This window comes from Streptomyces marokkonensis (assembly GCF_039539045.1).
Classification (GTDB): domain Bacteria; phylum Actinomycetota; class Actinomycetes; order Streptomycetales; family Streptomycetaceae; genus Streptomyces; species Streptomyces marokkonensis.
Genome location: NZ_BAABCQ010000019.1, coordinates 17,190 through 33,880 on the forward strand (window position 1 = coordinate 17,190; position 16,691 = coordinate 33,880).

Annotated in this window: 18 protein-coding genes; all 18 read left to right on the forward strand. The window is 70.3% G+C overall.

The features are described from left to right. Window position 1: 1 nt before the first annotated feature. The 18 genes from ABEA26_RS07130 to ABEA26_RS07215 all read left to right on the forward strand — a co-directional run bounded on the left by ABEA26_RS07130 (window position 2) and on the right by ABEA26_RS07215 (window position 16,593). Window positions 2-823, forward strand: coding sequence for a carbon-nitrogen hydrolase family protein (locus ABEA26_RS07130; RefSeq protein ID WP_345590248.1), 822 nt, complete (start codon window positions 2-4; stop codon window positions 821-823). 1 nt (window position 824) lies between these two features. Further along, window positions 825-1,997: a tyrosine decarboxylase MfnA gene (gene mfnA, locus ABEA26_RS07135; protein ID WP_345590250.1), complete on the forward strand. Its 1,173-nt coding sequence runs from the start codon at window positions 825-827 to the stop codon at window positions 1,995-1,997. Further along, a complete protein-coding gene (locus ABEA26_RS07140; RefSeq protein WP_345590252.1) occupies window positions 1,994-2,845 on the forward strand; it encodes a carbon-nitrogen hydrolase family protein in 852 nt (283 codons plus the stop codon). Before mfnA ends, ABEA26_RS07140 begins: the two co-directional genes overlap by 4 nt. After that, window positions 2,842-3,660, forward strand: coding sequence for an ABC transporter permease (locus ABEA26_RS07145; protein WP_345590254.1), 819 nt, complete (start codon window positions 2,842-2,844; stop codon window positions 3,658-3,660). Before ABEA26_RS07140 ends, ABEA26_RS07145 begins: the two co-directional genes overlap by 4 nt. Next, entirely contained in the window at window positions 3,653-4,627 is a 975-nt protein-coding gene (locus ABEA26_RS07150) for an ABC transporter ATP-binding protein (RefSeq protein ID WP_345590256.1), read from the forward strand. The genes ABEA26_RS07145 and ABEA26_RS07150 overlap by 8 nt, the downstream gene beginning before the upstream one ends. Then, complete coding sequence (locus ABEA26_RS07155; protein WP_345590258.1) at window positions 4,624-5,997, forward strand: coproporphyrinogen-III oxidase family protein; 1,374 nt, start codon at window positions 4,624-4,626, stop codon at window positions 5,995-5,997. Before ABEA26_RS07150 ends, ABEA26_RS07155 begins: the two co-directional genes overlap by 4 nt. Further along, window positions 5,987-6,691 carry a class I SAM-dependent methyltransferase gene (locus ABEA26_RS07160; RefSeq protein WP_345590259.1) on the forward strand — a complete coding sequence of 235 codons (705 nt, stop codon included), beginning with the start codon at window positions 5,987-5,989 and terminating at the stop codon, window positions 6,689-6,691. The genes ABEA26_RS07155 and ABEA26_RS07160 overlap by 11 nt, the downstream gene beginning before the upstream one ends. After that, window positions 6,691-7,581 carry a carbon-nitrogen hydrolase family protein gene (locus tag ABEA26_RS07165; protein ID WP_345590261.1) on the forward strand — a complete coding sequence of 297 codons (891 nt, stop codon included), beginning with the start codon at window positions 6,691-6,693 and terminating at the stop codon, window positions 7,579-7,581. The genes ABEA26_RS07160 and ABEA26_RS07165 overlap by 1 nt, the downstream gene beginning before the upstream one ends. Before the next feature lie 9 nt (window positions 7,582-7,590). Then, window positions 7,591-9,087: a B12-binding domain-containing radical SAM protein gene (locus tag ABEA26_RS07170; protein ID WP_345590263.1), complete on the forward strand. Its 1,497-nt coding sequence runs from the start codon at window positions 7,591-7,593 to the stop codon at window positions 9,085-9,087. After that, complete coding sequence (locus ABEA26_RS07175; RefSeq protein ID WP_345590265.1) at window positions 9,084-9,839, forward strand: DNA alkylation repair protein; 756 nt, start codon at window positions 9,084-9,086, stop codon at window positions 9,837-9,839. The genes ABEA26_RS07170 and ABEA26_RS07175 overlap by 4 nt, the downstream gene beginning before the upstream one ends. Further along, window positions 9,836-10,885 carry a BtrH N-terminal domain-containing protein gene (locus tag ABEA26_RS07180; protein ID WP_345590266.1) on the forward strand — a complete coding sequence of 350 codons (1,050 nt, stop codon included), beginning with the start codon at window positions 9,836-9,838 and terminating at the stop codon, window positions 10,883-10,885. The genes ABEA26_RS07175 and ABEA26_RS07180 overlap by 4 nt, the downstream gene beginning before the upstream one ends. Continuing rightward, window positions 10,885-11,274, forward strand: a complete 390-nt coding sequence (locus ABEA26_RS07185) for a pentapeptide repeat-containing protein (protein WP_345590267.1) — start codon at window positions 10,885-10,887, stop codon at window positions 11,272-11,274. Before ABEA26_RS07180 ends, ABEA26_RS07185 begins: the two co-directional genes overlap by 1 nt. A gap of 79 nt (window positions 11,275-11,353) precedes the next feature. After that, a complete protein-coding gene (locus tag ABEA26_RS07190) occupies window positions 11,354-13,141 on the forward strand; it encodes a carbamoyltransferase family protein (protein WP_345590269.1) in 1,788 nt (595 codons plus the stop codon). A 220-nt stretch (window positions 13,142-13,361) separates the two neighbouring features. Then, window positions 13,362-13,985 carry a GyrI-like domain-containing protein gene (locus ABEA26_RS07195; protein ID WP_345590271.1) on the forward strand — a complete coding sequence of 208 codons (624 nt, stop codon included), beginning with the start codon at window positions 13,362-13,364 and terminating at the stop codon, window positions 13,983-13,985. A 180-nt stretch (window positions 13,986-14,165) separates the two neighbouring features. Next, a complete protein-coding gene (locus tag ABEA26_RS07200) occupies window positions 14,166-14,684 on the forward strand; it encodes a SigE family RNA polymerase sigma factor (RefSeq protein ID WP_345590272.1) in 519 nt (172 codons plus the stop codon). Then, on the forward strand, window positions 14,677-15,267 hold the full coding sequence (locus tag ABEA26_RS07205; RefSeq protein WP_345590274.1) for a hypothetical protein: 591 nt from the start codon (window positions 14,677-14,679) through the stop codon (window positions 15,265-15,267). Before ABEA26_RS07200 ends, ABEA26_RS07205 begins: the two co-directional genes overlap by 8 nt. 107 nt (window positions 15,268-15,374) lie before the next feature. Beyond that, the gene (locus ABEA26_RS07210) at window positions 15,375-15,959 is read left to right on the forward strand and encodes a hypothetical protein (protein ID WP_345590275.1); all 585 of its coding nucleotides are present in this window, start codon (window positions 15,375-15,377) and stop codon (window positions 15,957-15,959) included. A gap of 46 nt (window positions 15,960-16,005) precedes the next feature. Continuing rightward, entirely contained in the window at window positions 16,006-16,593 is a 588-nt protein-coding gene (locus ABEA26_RS07215) for a hypothetical protein (protein ID WP_345590276.1), read from the forward strand. Window positions 16,594-16,691: the final 98 nt, after the last annotated feature.

Here is a 16,691-nt window from a genome sequence, read left to right on the forward strand (position 1 = left end):
GATGAGCCAGGTCTTCGTGGCCCAGTACCGCCGCCGCGCCGACGCCCGGAGCACGCTGGAGGCGGTCGTCGGTCTGCTCGGCGACCGGGTCGGGCGGCACGCCGGGTTCGTGGTGCTGCCCGAGAACGCGTTCGCCGCCCCCGACGCCGGTCCGCTGCCGCCCGCACTGCGGGACGAGGCGCTGACCCGGCTGGCCGAGCTGGCCCGGCGGCACGGTACGTACGTCCTCACCGGCTCCTGGGCGGAGGAGGGCGCGTCCGGGACGGGGCTCGACCAGGTGGCCCGGCTGCTGGACCCGACGGGCGGGATCCGGGCCGTCGTCCGGCGGGCCGTGGACGACCGGGGCATCACGGCCACCGGCGACGACTTCCCCGTGGTGGACACCGAGCACGGGCGGGTCGGCGTACTGCTCGGCCCGGACTTCTGGCTGGTCGAGCCGCCCCGTATCCAGTGCCTCGCGGGGGCCGAGCTGCTGCTCGTGGCCGGCTCCACCAGCGGAGCGACCACCGACAGCCAGCACGCGGCCGTCTGGGGCATCGCCACGCTCAACACCGTGGGCGTGGCGATGGCCTCCGGGCTCGACGCGCCCTCGGCGGGCGGCTCGGGCATCGCGGTCCCCGACGGGTTCCTCGCGTGGGCCGGTACCCGGGAGTCGGTGCCCGGCGCGGCCTGGGACCCGGACCACATCCGTCATCTGCGCGAGCCGGACCTGCGTTTCCAGGAGACCCTCTGGTTCGGGCTGTGGGCCCGGCGGCCGGAGCTGTACGGGAGTCTCACCGGCGGGCAGCGGCCCGCCGACCCCACCACCGGAACGGGAGGCTGACATGCGCCCCACCGGGCTGCCCGTGACCGCCGTGCGCGAAGAGATCGCCGCGGCCCTGGCCGAGGACGTCCCCTGGTCCCGGGTACTCAACTCCATCTGCACCGAGCCGCATCCGGTGGCCGTCGAGGCCGCCCGCGCCGCCGCGCACACGAACCTCGGCGATGTACGGATCTTCCGCGGCACCAAGCGGGTCGAGCGCAAGGTGGTGAGTCTGCTCCTGGAGCTGCTCGGCCGCCCGCAGGGGGCGGGCAGCCTGGTCTCCGGCGGCACCGAGGCCAATCTGCTCGCCGTGCTCGCCGCCCGCGGGGACGCGCTGAGGACGGGCCGACTGAGCGACCGGCCGGAGGTCGTCGTCGGCAGCACCGTCCACTTCTCCTTCGACAAGATCTTCGCCGCCCTGGGCGTCACCCCCGTCCGGGTCCCCGTGGACGACGGTCTGCGCCTGGCACCCGAGTCCGTCGAGAAGGCTCTGACCGAGCACACCCTCGCGGTCGTCGCCACCGCCGGGAGCAGCGAACTGGGTGTGGTGGACCGGGTGGACGACATCGCCGCCGTCCTGGAACCGCACGGGGTCTGGCTCCACGTGGACGCGGCCACCGGCGGATTCGTCATTCCGTTCGCCCGAGAACTGGGCCTGCCGCTCCCGCGGTTCGACTTCAGCGTCGACGGTGTCCGGTCGATCACCATCGATCCGCACAAGTACGGCCTGGCGAACGTCCCCGCCGGGGCCGTCCTGTTCCGGGACCAGGAGGCCCGTCAGGCCGACTCGTTCTTCCACGGCACTCCCGCGCACACCACCTTCCTCGGCACCCGGCCCGGCAGCGCGGCGGTGGCGGTCTACGCCGTCCTGGAGCACCTGGGCCGGGAGGGGTTCGTCGCGATCACCCGTACCAACTACGAGAACACCCGCCACCTCACCGACCGGCTCGCCGAAGCCGGATACGGCCTGATCATCCGGCCCGAGCTGAACATCGTGGTCGTCCGGGTGCCGAACGCCGTGGAGGTGTCGGACCTCCTCGACACCAGGGGCTGGATCGTGTCCACCTCGAAGCGTTTCGAGGACGCCGTCCGCATCGTCGTGACCCGGCACGTCACCCGGGACGTGATCGAGGAGTTCGTCCCCGCCCTGATCCGGGCCGACCACGACATCCGGGCGGGGGTGGCCGAACGTTGAGCCTGTTCAGGGGAGAAGGGCTCACCCTCGCCGCCCTTCAGCTGCGGACCGACGCCGGGCGGCGCGAGGAGAACCAGGCCCGCGCGGCGGAGCTGCTGGCCGACGCGGCGGGTCGGGGGGCCGGCCTGGCATGCCTGCCGGCGGCATTCGCCACCGGGCTGAACTTCCCCTCGATCCGCAAGGACGCCACCCCCCTCGACGGTCCCGTCATGACCTTCCTCGCCGAGCAGGCAAGTGCCCACGGGCTGCACATCGCCGCCGGCGTGCTGCTGGCGGAGGGCCGGGACATCCACGACGCCGCCGTCCTCGTCGGCCCGGCGGGGGATCTGCTCGGCGTCTACCGCAGGGCATCTTTGTGGGAGGGGGAACGGGAGTACCTGGCGGCGGGTGAGCCGCTCGACGCCATCGACACCCCGCTCGGCCGTATCGGCCTGCAGGTCAGTTACGACCTGCGCTTCCCCGAGGCGAGCAGGCGCTTCCTCGGCCAGGGCACCGATGTGATCGTGTGCGTGGCGAGCCTCTTCACCGAGTTCTCCCACCACGTCAGGTCGCTGGCGCGGGCCCGCGCCGCCGACAACCAGACCGCCCTGGTCCTGAGCAGCTGCTCCGGGGAGAACCGGTTCGTCGGAATGTCGTACCTGGGCCGCAGCTGTGTCGTCGACGGGCTGGCCCAGGGGGGCGGGGCGGACGACGCCGACGTGCTCGCGGAGATCCCGGCGCGCGTCCGGGAGGGAGTCGCGACCGCCACCGTGTACCCGCGCAAGCGTCGCAAGGCCGCCGACCGGCTCCCGTTCCGCGCGGACGCCGAGGCCACCTGGCACACCTCCTACATCTGGGAGGGACGATGACGGCGCCGGCCTCCCGGCGTGACCACGCGGCCACGCCCCCGTCGGGGCGGCGGTTCGCGCTCTCGGAGTGGCTGGTCGACGTCTTCCGGCTGGTGGCCCTGGACCTCCGGCAGTTCTTCGACAACAAGCTGTACTCCGTCTCCACCTTCCTCACCTCGGTGTCGATGGTGCTGGCGTTCGGCGCGGCCACGGACGAGATGGCGAGCCCCATCCGGGAGGCGGCCACCTTCTTCGACTTCGTCTTCCCCGGCATCCTCGCCTCGGGAGTCATGTTCAGCTGCACCTACACCGTCGGATACACGATCATCGTGGACCGCAATCGGCGCACGATCGAGGACCTGATCCTCTCGCCGCTGTCGTACTCGGGATTCCTGGTGGCGCGGTTCGCCGGGGTGGTGTGCAAGTGCCTGTTCCAGTTCGCCGCGGTCCTGGTGCTCGGCATCGCCGTCTTCGACGCCGCCGTGAAGTCGGTGCCCCTCGCGGTGCTCGCCTTCGTCACCGGGTGCCTGGTGTTCGCCGGGCTCGGGGTCGTCGTCGCCACCTTCTCGACGGAGATCTCCTTCCCGGCGGTGGTCAACATCATCGTCATCCCGCTGATGTACTTCGCCGGCGTCTTCTTCCCGCTCGGGAACCTCGGGTGGGTGGGCGAGGTCATGGAGCGCCTCCCGCTCTCGGTCAACGTGGAGCTGTTCCGGGCCGCCACCGGGCAGGGCCCCTCCGCGTCGGGTGAGGCCCTGGCCCTGGCCGTCGGCTACGCGGTGGTGGCGGTCGTCGTGGCGGCGTACGCCTTCAAACGGAGGATCGGCCGTGGCTGACAGCACCGGGGACAGGCCCCCCGTACTCCAGGTCTCCGGCCTGGAGTACCGCGTGAGTCCGGAGTTCTCCCTGCGGGGCATCTCCTTCGAGGTCGCGGCCGGCGAGGGCGTCGCGATCATCGGCTCGAACGGGGCGGGGAAGACCACCGTCATCCGGCTCGTCGCCGGGCTGCTCAAACCCCGTTCCGGAACGGTGGCGGTGTGCGGCACCGACGCCCGCCGCTGGGGCCGGGTCAGTCATCACATCGGGTACGTCCAGCAGGCGAAGGAGCTCCCCGACGGCGTGACCGTCGAGGCCTACGTCCGCTACCAGCTCCGGCTGCGCCGGGCCGACCCCGGTCGGCTGACCGAACTCCTCGCCCTGGCGGACCTGGAGAGCAGCTCGGGCCAGTACGTCCGGACCCTGTCGGGCGGCAGCCAGCGCAAGCTCCACATCATCACCGCGGTCGCGCACCGCCCCGACCTGCTGATCCTGGACGAACCCACCGCGGGCCTCGACCCCGGCGCGCAGCAGACGCTGCTGCGGCTGGTGGCCGACCTGAAGAAGGACGGCGTCGGTGTGCTCTTCGCCAGCCACCACCGGCACGAGCTCGACGCCCTGGCCGATTCGGTGGTCGTCCTGCACGGCGGACGGCAGGCTCCGGGCGCCTCCCTGGCCGACATCGCCCGGACCGCCGGCAACCCCCGGCTCGTCCTCGAAACCCACCCGGACGACGATCCCGGGCCGCTCCAGGAGTGGTCCCGGACTCTGGCCGCACGCCACGGCGCGGTCCGGGCCGTCCACCCCGCACGCTCCGGCGCGGACGTCGAACTGGACGCGGGCGAGCACCCCCGGGCGCTCGGAGAGATCGTCACCCTCGCCCACGCGGACGGCATCGCGCTCCGCGCCGCCTCCTACCACCAGGCGACGCTCGCGGACATCGTCCACGTCATCGCCCGACACACCGGATTGGAGAACCGCCCATGAGCATCACCACCACCAGCATGCCGTTCTGGAAGGAATACCCGGAACGGGACAGCGAGTGGGTACGCCAGTACCCGACCAAGCATGTCGCGGTCACCGAGGACGAGGTGTTCACCCCCCGGCAGATGGGGGTCTACATGCACATCCCGTTCTGCAACCGGCTCTGCTTCAGCTGCCCGTACATCAAGTTCCAGACCGAGCGCGACCTGACCCTGGCCTACCTCGACGCGTTGAAGGCGGAGATCACCAACTACGCGAGCCGGCCGTACATCCAGGACCACGTCATCACGCTCGGGTACATCGGCGGCGGCACCCCCACCTCGCTGACCGCGCAGCAGCTCGACGACCTGCTGGGGCACCTGCACTCCAGCTTCACCTTCGCCCCCGACGCGGACTTCTCCATCGAGACCACCCCGATCGACATCACCGAACGCAAGGCGAAGGTGCTGCTCGACCGCGGGGTACGCCGCATCAGCCTGGGTGTGCAGACGTTCGTCGAGGAGGAGCTGAAGAACATCGGCCGGCCCAGCGACCCGGAGATGCTCAAGGCCAGCATCCGCCTGCTCCAGTCCGCCGGCTTCGAGAACATCAACATCGACCTCATGCACGGCATCAACGGGCAGACGATGGAGGGCTGGGAGCACAGCCTGGACGTGGCCATCGAACTCGGCGTCACGTGCGTGTCGTTCTACACGTACATGGAGTTCGCCCAGGTCTCCACCAAGCGCCGGAAGCTGCCGCCCGTACCGGGCCGCGAGCTGGTCGACGAGATGTTCTTCTTCGCCGCCGAGAAGCTCACGCGGAACGGCTTCCTCGGCTACTACGGCGACTGCTTCGCCAAGCCCGGCTTCCAGCCCAAATACGGCGAGACATCGTGGAGCGACGACGTCCCGATCATCCCGCTCGGGCCCACCGCCACCGGTCACCTGCGCGACCACTGGTACTTCAACGAACCCGACCTCGGGAAGTACGTCCAGGCCGTCCGCGAGGGCCGCCTGCCCATCTCGATGGGACGGCACATCCCCAAGGACGAGGCCATCCGCAGGTCGATGGTGCTCGGCATCAAGGCGGGCCGGCTCAACCGTGAACGCTTCATGCGGCTGCACGGCGTCAACTTCCTGGAGATGTTCGCCGACGAGATCGCCGACCTGGTCGAGAAGGGGCTCGTCACGGCGGACGCCGACGGCATCGAGGTGACCGGCCCCAAGGGCTGGTACTACCTGGACAACATCTCCAAGGCGTTCTACTCGCCCGAGTTCCGTCGCTATCCGCAGCACCTCGGGGCCGACATCACCGGGTTCATCTCCCCGCAGCGGTCACTGCCGCTCGAAATCGTCAACGCCGGACCCCAGGGAGGCTGCCATGACCACTGAGGCGCCACTGCTCGACCTCGCCGAACGGGTCCCGCTGGACCGGCCGCACGACGACATCGAAGCCGTACGGGCCTACGACCTCGGTATGCGCCGCTCCGCGCTGATGGCGTACAAGCGACCCACCGAGCGCATCCTGGCCGCCTACCGGGAGGGCATGAGCGACTTCGTCGACATCGGGTTCAACACCGGGCTGCTCTCCCTGCACGTCGCCGGCCGACTGCCCGACGTCGCCGTGTCGGGGGTCGAGGAGTTCGCCAATCTGGTGGACGTCGCCGAGGACAACCTGACCCTGGGCGTGTGGGCGAACATGGCCGGCGACGTCGAGTTCGAGCAGTCCAAACTCAGCAGGCTGCCGTTCCCCGACGACTCCGCCGACATCGTCTACTCGTTCTCTTCGCTGCACCGCTGGCGCCGGCCCGTGGAGACCCTCCGGGAGGCCGCGCGCGTCTGCAAGCCCGACGGGACGGTCCTCATCGAGGACGTGAACCGGCTGGCCGAGGAGGGCCACATCACGTTCATCCTTCAGTTCGTCAAGGAAGGCGGTGAGCAGTTCATGCGCTCGCTCAAGGCCGCCTACTCCCCCGACCAGGCCCGTGACCTGCTGCGCGAGGCCGGACTCGACGACTGGCACGTGGCCGAGGAGGACCTGGGCCTGGTGATCTCCAACCGCCCCGTCACCCCGGTGAGCATGTGATGGGCCGCCCTGCCAGGATCGCGGTGGTCCAGATGGAGTCCAAGTTGGGCCGGGAGCCGGCCAACCTGCGGCGCGCCGAACGTCTGGTCCGGCAGGCGGCCGCCGAGGGTGCGCACCTGGTGTGCCTGCCGGAGGCGTTCCTCACCTCGGGCAACATCCTGGAGGTGGCCGACGTCGCGGTACCCATCCCGGGCGACGCCACCGACCGGCTGTGCGCCCTCGCGGCCGAGGAGGGCGTCCACATCGTCGCCGGCCTCCTGGAGCGCGGCGAGGACGGTGCGTACTACAGCACCTCGGTCCTCGTCGACCGCACCGGTGCACTGCGCGGCACCTACCGCCGGGTCCACCGCCACGAGCTGGAGAGCCGCTACCTCGCGGGCGGCACCGCCTACCCGACGTTCGATCTCGACATCGGCCGGATCGGCCTCATGCAGGGCTACGACGTGAACTTCCCCGAGGTCACCCGGGAGTACCTGCGCCGCGGGGTGGACGTCGTCGTCTGCTCCGCGCTGGTGCCGGACATGTTCACGTACGTCGCCGACATGCGGCTGCCGGTGCGGGCCGTCGACGGGGAGTGCGTGCTCGCGTTCGCCTCCGGCATCGGCAACAACCTCTACGCGGGCTTCGGTTACATGGGACGCAGCCAGATCCTGGCCGACCCGCTCTTCCTGGAGTCCGAGCGCTTCGACTTCGAGGACGGCGACGAGCGGATGCTGGTCCTCACCGAGGGCGAGGGCGTGGGCGTCGTGGAGGTCGACCTCGACCGGATGCGCCGCTACCGGGAGAAGGCCACGCTCCGCCGCGACCTGGAGCCCGGCACCTACTGGCAGTCCTTTCCCGACGCCACCACCCCAGCACCTGGACCAGCCACGGCGTCCAGCCAGACGTAGGAGCATCCGATGCGTGTCCTGCTGATCTCCACGAACAAGATCCGGGTACCCCGGCCCGCCCTGCCGATCGGGATGGCCTACATCGGCGCCGCCGTCAAGAAGGCGGGGCACGAGGTCGACGTCCTGGACCTGCTGTGGGAGTCACGCGAGCTCAAGGCCGTCCGCGAGAAACTCACCTCCACCACCTACGACGTGGTGGGCGTCGCGGTCCGCAACCTCGACAATCTCACCTTCGTCGACCCGATCTTCTTCGGCCCCCTCACCGAGAAGATCGTGCGGTGCGTCCGCAAGTACACCAGCGCCACCGTCGTCCTCGGCGGCTCCGGCTTCTCCGTCGAACCGCTGGCGTTCTTCGAGTACGCCCAGCCCGACTACGGCATCGCCGGCGAGGGCGAGGTCGGCATGGCGCAGCTGCTGCAGTACCTGGACATCGGCGGATCGCGCGACGACATCTCCGGGCTCTGCTACGTCAACGACGAGGGGGAGTTCGTCCACAACCCGCCCAACACCGGCTTCGACCTGGGCGCCCTGGAGCCCGACCGGTCACTGTACGACCCCCGGTACTTCGAGGAGGGCGTGTCGGCCGCGTCCGACCTCACCCGGGACACCCAGCCCGCCATCGAGACGCTCCAGACCAAGCGGGGCTGCAAGCTCTACTGCTCGTACTGCATCATCCGCAAGACCGAAGGCAAGGGGAACCGCTTCAAGGACCCGGTGGCGGTGGTCGACGAGATCAAACGGGCGATGTTCGAGAATCCCGAGGTCAGGGAATTCGAGATCGTCGACGCCACCTTCAACTTCCCGCTCGACTACGCGGCGGACGTCTGCAACGAGATGGTGAAGGCCAGACTCGACGTCCCCTGGTACTGCCAGCTGACACCCAACGCGGTGACCCCGGAGTTCGTCGAACTCCTCGCCGCGGCCGGCTGCATCCGCGTCGACCTCGGCACCGACGCGTTCACCGACGAGGCGCTCTCCGACCTGATGAAAGGCTTCGACCTCGCCCGTGTCGTCGAGGTCGACCGGCTGTTCACGCGGAGCAGCATCGAACACACCCACTGTGTCTTTCTCGGCGGTCCGGGCGAGACCTCCGCGGCGCTGCGCGAGTCCATCACCTTCACCGAGCGGTATCTCAACCCCGCCCAGATCTACGCCAACCTCGGCATCCGCATCCTCAGCGGCACCAAGCTCCTCAAGCAGGCGGTCAAGGCCGGGATCATGGAGCAGGGCCAGGGCACCTTCGTCCCCGCCTACTACGTCGAACCGGAGATCCTGCGGGACGAGAGCACCCTCGACCACGTCCGCAACTCCTACCTCAGCCACCGCAACTGGTACCTGTGGTGGGGCCTGCGCGGCCAGAACCTGCAGGGCCGGGCCCAGCACTCGGCCGACACCGTCGCCGAGATGAAGCGCGAGTACGAGTACGTGATGGCCGACAAGCCCCGGCTGCGGCCCGCCCGGCCGAAGGCCAAGCCGGTGACCCTCACCCTGGAGACGTCCGTATGAACCACGCGGCCGCCGCGGTCGAGCTGCGGGAACTGCTGGCCGACCGGGCGGACCCCGGGTTCGCCGTCTCGATGCAGCGCTACTTCCGCACCCCGGTGCCGGCGCTCGGGGTGACCAACGGCGCGGTCACCGACCTGGCCCGGCGCTGGCTGGCCGATCGGCCGGACCTGTCGCCGGCGGACCGGCTGGCGATCGCCCACACCCTCGTCGAGCAGTCGAAGCACCACGAGGAGACCCTCGCCGGTTTCGCCCTCCTGCACGGGATCGCGAGACGCCGTCTGGGCGGGGAGCTCCTCGACCACGCCCGCGGCTGGCTCGACCTCCATGTGACGAACTGGGCCCAGTGCGACGACCTGTGCCTCAAGCTGCTCCACCACCATCTCCTCGGTCATCTCGACGAGATCCCCCGCACCCGCGAGTGGCTCGACGGCGGACCGTGGGCGAGGCGGGCGGCGAACGTGGCGCTGGTCAAGCTGGTGCGCCGCCGGGTGGGCAAGGAGGTCTACGAACTACCGCTCACGCATGTGTTCGACAACTGCACGGCGCTGATGTCGGACGACGAGCACTACGTCCAGAAGGGCGTCGGCTGGCTGCTCAAGGTCACCGCACGGGAACACCCGCGGGCCGTCGGAGAGTACCTGAGGGCCTGGCACCCGCGGCTGCGGCGCGACACCTTCCGGTACGCCCTCGAAGGAATGGGCCCCGACGACCGGCGCGCCCTCATGGCTCTCGACGGAGGTGGGCGCGCATGAGCGACGGCTACGGCTATGTACACCGGGCCGGCATCCACAGCGAGAGCGCCTGCCAGCGCAATGTCCTGGCCGCCCTCGGGCACGACATCGACGAGCACGTCGTGTTCGGCCTGGACGGCGGCTTCGGCTTCTCGTACTTCCCGACCCGAGGCAACACGCCCGACATCATCGTGGGGAAACAGGTGGTCATGCCGCTCAGGGCGGCCCGGCTCCTCGGTGTCGCGGTCCACGCGCACAACCCCCGGTCGGCCGCGGGGCTGGCCGAGCTCCTCGGCACCGTACCGGCCGCCACCACGCGGGTCGACATCGGACTCCTGCCGTACTGGGGTCTGGCGGGCCGGGCCTCCTTCGGCGGGTACTTCGTCAACGTCGTCCGCGCCACCGGGCACGGCGAGTTCGAGGTCTCCGACCCGGCGTACGACAGCACGGTTCTGGTCCGTGCCGACGACCTCACAGCCGCCCGGGGCAGCCGCAACTCACCACCCCTGAACCCCAACTGGCGCGTCTACACCTTCGGTCCGCCGCACAACTCACCACGGCTCGATCTGGTCGCGCCGGTCGCGGTGCGCACGCTGAGCCGCGAGGTCCTCAAACCGGGCAGCCGGAGCCTCGGCATCCCCGCCATGAAGGTACTCACGGCCACCGCCCCGTCCTGGGCGACCACCAAGCGCGGCGAGGTGGAGGACGTCGACCTCCAGGGCAACGTCATCACCACGAGCGCACTGGGCCGCCAGCTCCTGCACCTGGGGCGGCAGATCGAGTCCTTCGGCACCGGGGGCGGAATGTTCCGCCCCATGATCGCGCGCTTCCTCACCACCCTCTCCGAACACGGCGACAACCCCGGGTACGCCGCGGCCGCCGACCTCTTCGAACAGAGCGCGGAGCACTGGACCGGGCTCGGGAAGGAGCTCCTCGCCCGAAGCGCCTGCGCCGACGACTCCGAGCTGGCGGGGCTCGTCGACGCGGTCGTCACCTCGGTACGCGCGTCCATGGAGCTGGAGAAGCGGGCCCTGGCCGGACTGACCGTCATCCAGGGGAGGGGCTGATGGAGACGGACGAAGCGGTCCTGCGGAAGGGCCCCGCGGAGTGGAACGCGTACGTACGGCTCCGCCCCGAGGGCGCGCACGCGGATCTCCGCGACGCGAGCCTGTCGGGCGCGGACCTGAGCGGGGCGGACCTCGCACACGCCGATCTGCGGGGGGCAGTGCTCACGGGGTCGTACCTGATGTCCGCCGATCTGCGCGGGGCGGTCCTGGACGGCGCCGATCTGAGCGAGGCCTACCTGATCCAAGCGGATCTGGCGAACTCCCGGCTGGTCGGCGCGGTCCTGGAGGGCGCGGACCTCAGCGGGGCCGACCTCACGGGGGCGTGTCTCGATCCGTCGTTCGCACGGTCGCGGGTCATCTCGGACATCCTCACCATCTGGCCGGACTGAGTGGCCCGCGCGGCCGCCCGCGCCCACACCCTTCCTCCTCGGCCCGCCACCCCGGCCCGTCCACAGACAAGGAGTTCCCATGATCGTCCTGGGCTACAACGGATTCGGTAAGGCCGCGGAACTCTTCGCCCGGCTCTACCGGGCCACCGGCATCGACCGCCACCTGCTGTTCGGCCATGACTCCGCCGCGGCCCTGATCGTCGACGGCTCACTGGTGGCGGCGGTGGAGGAGGAACGCCTCAACCGGGAGAAGAAGACGTCGAAGTTCCCCTCGAACGCCGTGAGCTGGTGTCTGGAATCGGGGGGCCTCACGCTCGACGACGTCGATGTGTTCGCGTTCTCCTGGCAGTTCTCCGACCACGTCATGGACCGGATGATCACCGAGATCACCGAGGACGCCTCGGCGAGCCCGGCGGAGAAGTTCTCTCGGCTCGGCCGGCTCGCCGAGACCCACGCGGCCCTGTTCAGCCAGGAGGCGATCCTGGCCGACTTCCACGAGCACACCGGTCATCGCCTCGACCCGGACAGACTGACCCGGGTGCCCCACCACCTCGCCCACCTCATGACCGGCTACCACCTGGCCGGCGGCCATGACGCCGCCTTCCTGGTCAGCGACGGCCGCGCGGAGTGGCTGTCGGCGATCGCGGGTGAGATCCGGGGCGGCGAGATACGGATCTTCGACGAGCTGAGCATCGACTCGCGGCACTCCCTCGCGATGCTCTTCTCGGTGGTGACCCGCTACCTCGGGTTCGTACCGAACAACGACGAGTACAAGGTCATGGCGCTGGCCGGCTACGCGCCTCCCCCGGAGACGAACCCCCTGCTCGACCACGTGGTCACCGTGCGGCCCGACGGCACCTACGAGATCCCCTACCCCGCGAGCGCCGTGCCCGCCTACTACGCGCTGTTCGACCGCGTCTTCGACGGCGCCCCCGACCGACGCGAGGACTTCGCGTTCCGCGTGCGCGTCGCCGGTGCCGCACAGCAGATGATCGAGGTCCTGACCGCCGCGCAACTGGGCGCGGTGCAGCGCCGCAGCGACGAGTCCCGGCTGATCTTCGAAGGCGGGCTCGCCCTGAACTGCGTGAACAACACCAAGCTCCTCGAGGGGTCCCGCTTCACCGCCATGGACGTCAGCTTCGGCGCGTCCGACGTCGGGGTGGCGCTCGGTGCCGCCCTGTACGCGTCCCGAGAGGCCGGTGACGCCCCTCGTACGGACAAGAACCCCTATCTGGGGCCCGAGTTCGACCGCGAGGACATCCTCGCGGCCCTCGTCAAGTTCTCCCAGCAGGTCGAGTGGCGGGAGGTGCAGCCGGGCCAGGTGCCCGCCGAGACCGCCGCGCTGCTTCAGGACGAGAGCGTCGTCGGCTGGTTCCAGGGCCGGATGGAGTACGGGCCGCGCGCCCTCGGCAACCGCAGCATCCTCGCCAACCCGCGCTTCCCCGGCATGAAGGACCTGATCAACCAGCGGATCAAACAGCGCGAGCCGTTCCGGCCCTTCGCACCCGTCGTCCTGGAGGAACTCGCCCCCCAGGTCTTCGAGACCGGCAAGAAGGAGGACTCGCCCTACATGACCTTCGTGTTCCCGGTGCGCCCCGCGTACCAGGAGCTCATCCAGGGCGCCTGCCACGTGGACGCCACGGCCCGCATCCAGACGGTGACCGACGAGGGCAACCCCCGGCTGGCACAACTGCTGCGCGCGTTTCACGGTCTGACCGGGGTGCCGTGTCTGATCAACACCTCGTTCAACGTGGCCGGAGAGCCGATCGTCTGCTCGCCGGTGGACGCGCTGGCCTGCTTCCTGAACACGGACATGGACCATCTGGTCCTCGGCTCCTTCCTCGTGCGGAGGACGACGGACTCCTGAGGGCCCGCTCGGCCGGCCGGCGCGGTGCGTCCGTACATCATTTCGGGCGCACCCCCTTCGGGGCGCGCCCGCGCACGGCTCCGCCGCCCGGGGCGGGGCGCGTGACATCCTGAGGATTCCCCCTACGGTGGTGGCCGCATCACTTCACCGGTGCGGTCGTCGGCTCGGACCCGTGCCCGCCGCCGCCTTGTCGTCCCTCCGGGAGCGGAGTCCTCATCCCATGCAGAACTACGACGTCAAGAAGGATCTGCGGAGCCTCTTCACCGCGAAGAAGGACTTCGAGGTCATCGACGTGCCCGCCATGAACTTCCTCATGGCGGACGGCGAGGGCAGCCCGAACACGTCACAGCTCTACAAGGACGTCGTCCAGGCGCTGTACGCCACCTCCTACGCGGTCCGCGCCCTCGCCATCGACCAGCTCGGCAGGAAGCACACCGTCGGGCCACTCGAAGGGCTCTGGTGGTCCGACGACCTGAGCGCCTTCACCACCTCCCGCGACGAGGACTCCTGGCGGTGGCGCCTCATGATCGTCCAGCCCGAGTGGATCACCGGCGAGCTCTTCGAGGAGGGGCTCAAGCGCGCGATCGACAAGAAGGACCCCGCCGCCGCCCACCGGGTCCGTTTCGACGCGTTCCACGAGGGCCGCTCCGTCCAGGTCCTCCACATCGGCCGGTACGACGAAGAAGCCCCCACCATCGCCCGCATGCACGACGAGTACATGCCCGAGCACGACCTCAGGCCTCGCGGCACCCACCACGAGATCTACCTCTCCGACGCCCGTCGCACCGACCCGGCCCGCCTGCGCACCATCCTCCGCCAGCCGGTCGAACCGACGGACGCCTGAACCGGACCACGGGCCTCCTGCCGTCGTGGAGTTGCTCTGCGGGAAGGCGGCCCTGCCTTCTCAACGCCTCTCCCCCGTCACTCGGTGGTGACATGACGGGCTCCTTGCGCCACGGGCTGCCAGGTGACACTGTTCGCTCGATTGAACACATGTACGGCCACCAGGAACCGCGGGCGGGGGATGGACGAGCAGGCGTTCGACGCCTTTTATGCCGGGAGCGTGGGGCGGCTCATCGGCCAGCTGTACGCCATGACCGGCGACCGTGCCGAGGCGCAGGACGTGGTCCAGGAAGCCTTCGTCCGCGCCTGGGAAAACCGGGCCCGGCTGGACCAGGACGGAGCGCCCGAGGCATGGGTGCGTACCGTGGCCTGGCGGCTGGCGGTCAGCCGGTGGCGGCGGGTGCGTACCGCGCTGTCCTTCGCACGGCGCCAGGGCCCGCCCGCGAACGTACCGCCACCGGACACCCACCATGTGCTGCTGGTGCAGGCGCTTCGGCAGATCCCCGCGGCGCAGCGGCGGGCCATCGTGCTCCACCACCTGTGCGATCTGGAGGTGAAGCAGGTGGCCGCCGAGACCAACTGCCCCGTCGGTACGGTCAAGGCACAGCTGAGCCGGGGGCGGGCCGCGCTGGCGAGGATTCTGGCCGATACCGAGCTGGATCCGCGGGCGGGCCGAGTTTCGGAGGTGGAACGTGGTTGACGAGACCAGCTTGGACGATCACCTCGCCGGCCTTGCCGCCGAGGGCCGGCGGTCCGTCGTGCCGCTGGCCGCGGAGCAGATCCGGGTGCGCGGGGACCGGCGCCGGCGCCGTAAGCGGGCGGCCCAGCTGTCGGGCGGTGTGCTGCTGGCCGCCGCTGTCGCCGTGGGAGGCCTGTCGCTGGTCCGGCCGGGCCAGGAGCAGGCACCGGCCGCCACGAGTCCGACTGCGTCGGGCACGCCGCGGTTCGTACCTCCGACGCCGGCTCCGGGTGAGGAGTACGCCAGCGAGATCGGCTACGTGTACGACGCGAAGGTGGTGGAGGACGCGGTCCGGGTCACCGTGGAGCAGCTTCGCACCGAGGGGGGAACGGCCGTACCCACGGGAGTGGTGCACCAGGTGACCCTGTCGCCGCAGACCCCGGTCGAGGTGGAGCGGTTGGCCGGCGGGAAGCCGGGGGACGTGCGGCTGGAAGAGCTGACGGACCGGTTGCGTGGCGGGCCCCGGTGGGTGTTCGCCGTCGACTACGACGGTGAGGGCCGGGTCCGGTCACTGCGTGAGGCGTCCTGGCTGACCGTCGGGTGAACTTCGGCGGAAGCCGAAGAAGTCCGGCCGGGATGCAACCCGGGGGCCGGTGCGCGGCGTAGAGACCGTGTAACCCGACCGCACCGGTTCCCAGGAGAACGCTGACCATGTCTGTCTCGCACCGCCGGGCCGCCCCGCGCCTGCTCACCGTTGTCACCCTCGGCGCCCTCGTCCTGACCGGATGCGGTGAGAAGGGCGAGGAGCCCACGGCTGCTCCCACCGCGGCGGTGACGGACACCGCGCCGGCCGGCGGTGGCGGGGCGGCCGCCCCGTCGGGCGGCGGCGAAGGTTCGCAGAACGCGCGGGCGTCGACCAGCAGGACCCCGTGGGCCGGCACCAAGCAGTTCGTCACGATCGACAGGGCCTGGTCCGAGGACGGACTGACCCGTCTGTCGGTGCGGCCCGCCCAGAAGAAGGTCAACACCCGGTTCGACACCTGGGAGATCACCCCCGGCACCGGATCCTTCACCACGGTGACCATGGCCGAGGACGCCCGGGTCATGCTGACGACCCCGGTCCGCGGTGAAGACACGTCCGGCGGCGGCCGAGCCGAGCCGCTGCCGTTCTCCCAGGCCGAGTTCGTCACCCTGCTGAAGCAGATGGACTCCACGCTCTCCGCGGGCGTCGGGTACGACCTGAGCTTCGACGGAGCGGGGCAGGTGGTCAAGTTGCAGTCCCTGTTCAGGCCGTGAGTCACGCACGCCCGGGTCCCATGGAGACCACGGAGGAGGTCGGAGCATGGCTGACGAGACCGGCTTGGGGCGTCACCTCGCCGAGCTCGCCGCCTCGGGGCAGCGGTTCGCCGTACCGCCGGCCGCGGAGCGGATCCGGGCACGCGGCGATCGGCTGCGGCGCCGCAAGCAGACGGCTGTGGCATCGGGCGGCGTGGTATTGACCGCCGCCCTGGCCGTGGGAGTCCTGTCTCCGGTCCGGCTCGGTCCGGGGCCGGCACCGGTCGCCGTGAAGCCGACGGCGTCGAGCACTCCGCGGTTCGTGCCGCCGGTGCCGGCTCCGGGTGAGGAGTACGCCGGTGAACTCGGCTACGTGTACGGCGCGGTGCTGCTGGAGGAGGCGGAGGGGTCGGAAGGGGCTACGGTCCAGGTCACCGTGGAGCAGCTTCGTACCGGCGTGGTGCATCAGGTGACCGTGCCGACGTGGATTCCGGTGGAAGTGAAGCACCTGGCCGGCGGCACGCCGGGAGACATGCGGCTGGGCGAACTGGTGGGCCAGTTGCGGGCCGGACCGCAGTGGGTGTTCGCCGTCGACTACGACGGCGAGGGCAGAATTCAATCGCTGAGAGAGGCCTTCTGGCTGACCGCCGAATGAGCTTCGCTGACACTTCCGCCGACGACTGCTTCTGATTTGTCGTTGCGCGGGGAATTCGACGACATCACAGTTCGGGGCGCTCATGAAGATCCGTAAAA

What these genes read in the sequence shown, in the direction of transcription:
- ABEA26_RS07130 (WP_345590248.1), top strand. Translation starts at nt 2, where the DNA reads ATGAGCCAGGTCTTCGTGGCCCAGTACCGCCGCCGCGCCGACGCCCGG.
- mfnA (WP_345590250.1), top strand. Translation starts at nt 825, where the DNA reads ATGCGCCCCACCGGGCTGCCCGTGACCGCCGTGCGCGAAGAGATCGCC.
- ABEA26_RS07145 (WP_345590254.1), top strand. Translation starts at nt 2,842, where the DNA reads ATGACGGCGCCGGCCTCCCGGCGTGACCACGCGGCCACGCCCCCGTCG.
- ABEA26_RS07155 (WP_345590258.1), top strand. Translation starts at nt 4,624, where the DNA reads ATGAGCATCACCACCACCAGCATGCCGTTCTGGAAGGAATACCCGGAA.
- ABEA26_RS07160 (WP_345590259.1), top strand. Translation starts at nt 5,987, where the DNA reads ATGACCACTGAGGCGCCACTGCTCGACCTCGCCGAACGGGTCCCGCTG.
- ABEA26_RS07165 (WP_345590261.1), top strand. Translation starts at nt 6,691, where the DNA reads ATGGGCCGCCCTGCCAGGATCGCGGTGGTCCAGATGGAGTCCAAGTTG.
- ABEA26_RS07170 (WP_345590263.1), top strand. Translation starts at nt 7,591, where the DNA reads ATGCGTGTCCTGCTGATCTCCACGAACAAGATCCGGGTACCCCGGCCC.
- ABEA26_RS07175 (WP_345590265.1), top strand. Translation starts at nt 9,084, where the DNA reads ATGAACCACGCGGCCGCCGCGGTCGAGCTGCGGGAACTGCTGGCCGAC.
- ABEA26_RS07180 (WP_345590266.1), top strand. Translation starts at nt 9,836, where the DNA reads ATGAGCGACGGCTACGGCTATGTACACCGGGCCGGCATCCACAGCGAG.
- ABEA26_RS07185 (WP_345590267.1), top strand. Translation starts at nt 10,885, where the DNA reads ATGGAGACGGACGAAGCGGTCCTGCGGAAGGGCCCCGCGGAGTGGAAC.
- ABEA26_RS07190 (WP_345590269.1), top strand. Translation starts at nt 11,354, where the DNA reads ATGATCGTCCTGGGCTACAACGGATTCGGTAAGGCCGCGGAACTCTTC.
- ABEA26_RS07195 (WP_345590271.1), top strand. Translation starts at nt 13,362, where the DNA reads ATGCAGAACTACGACGTCAAGAAGGATCTGCGGAGCCTCTTCACCGCG.
- ABEA26_RS07200 (WP_345590272.1), top strand. Translation starts at nt 14,166, where the DNA reads ATGGACGAGCAGGCGTTCGACGCCTTTTATGCCGGGAGCGTGGGGCGG.
- ABEA26_RS07210 (WP_345590275.1), top strand. Translation starts at nt 15,375, where the DNA reads ATGTCTGTCTCGCACCGCCGGGCCGCCCCGCGCCTGCTCACCGTTGTC.
- ABEA26_RS07215 (WP_345590276.1), top strand. Translation starts at nt 16,006, where the DNA reads ATGGCTGACGAGACCGGCTTGGGGCGTCACCTCGCCGAGCTCGCCGCC.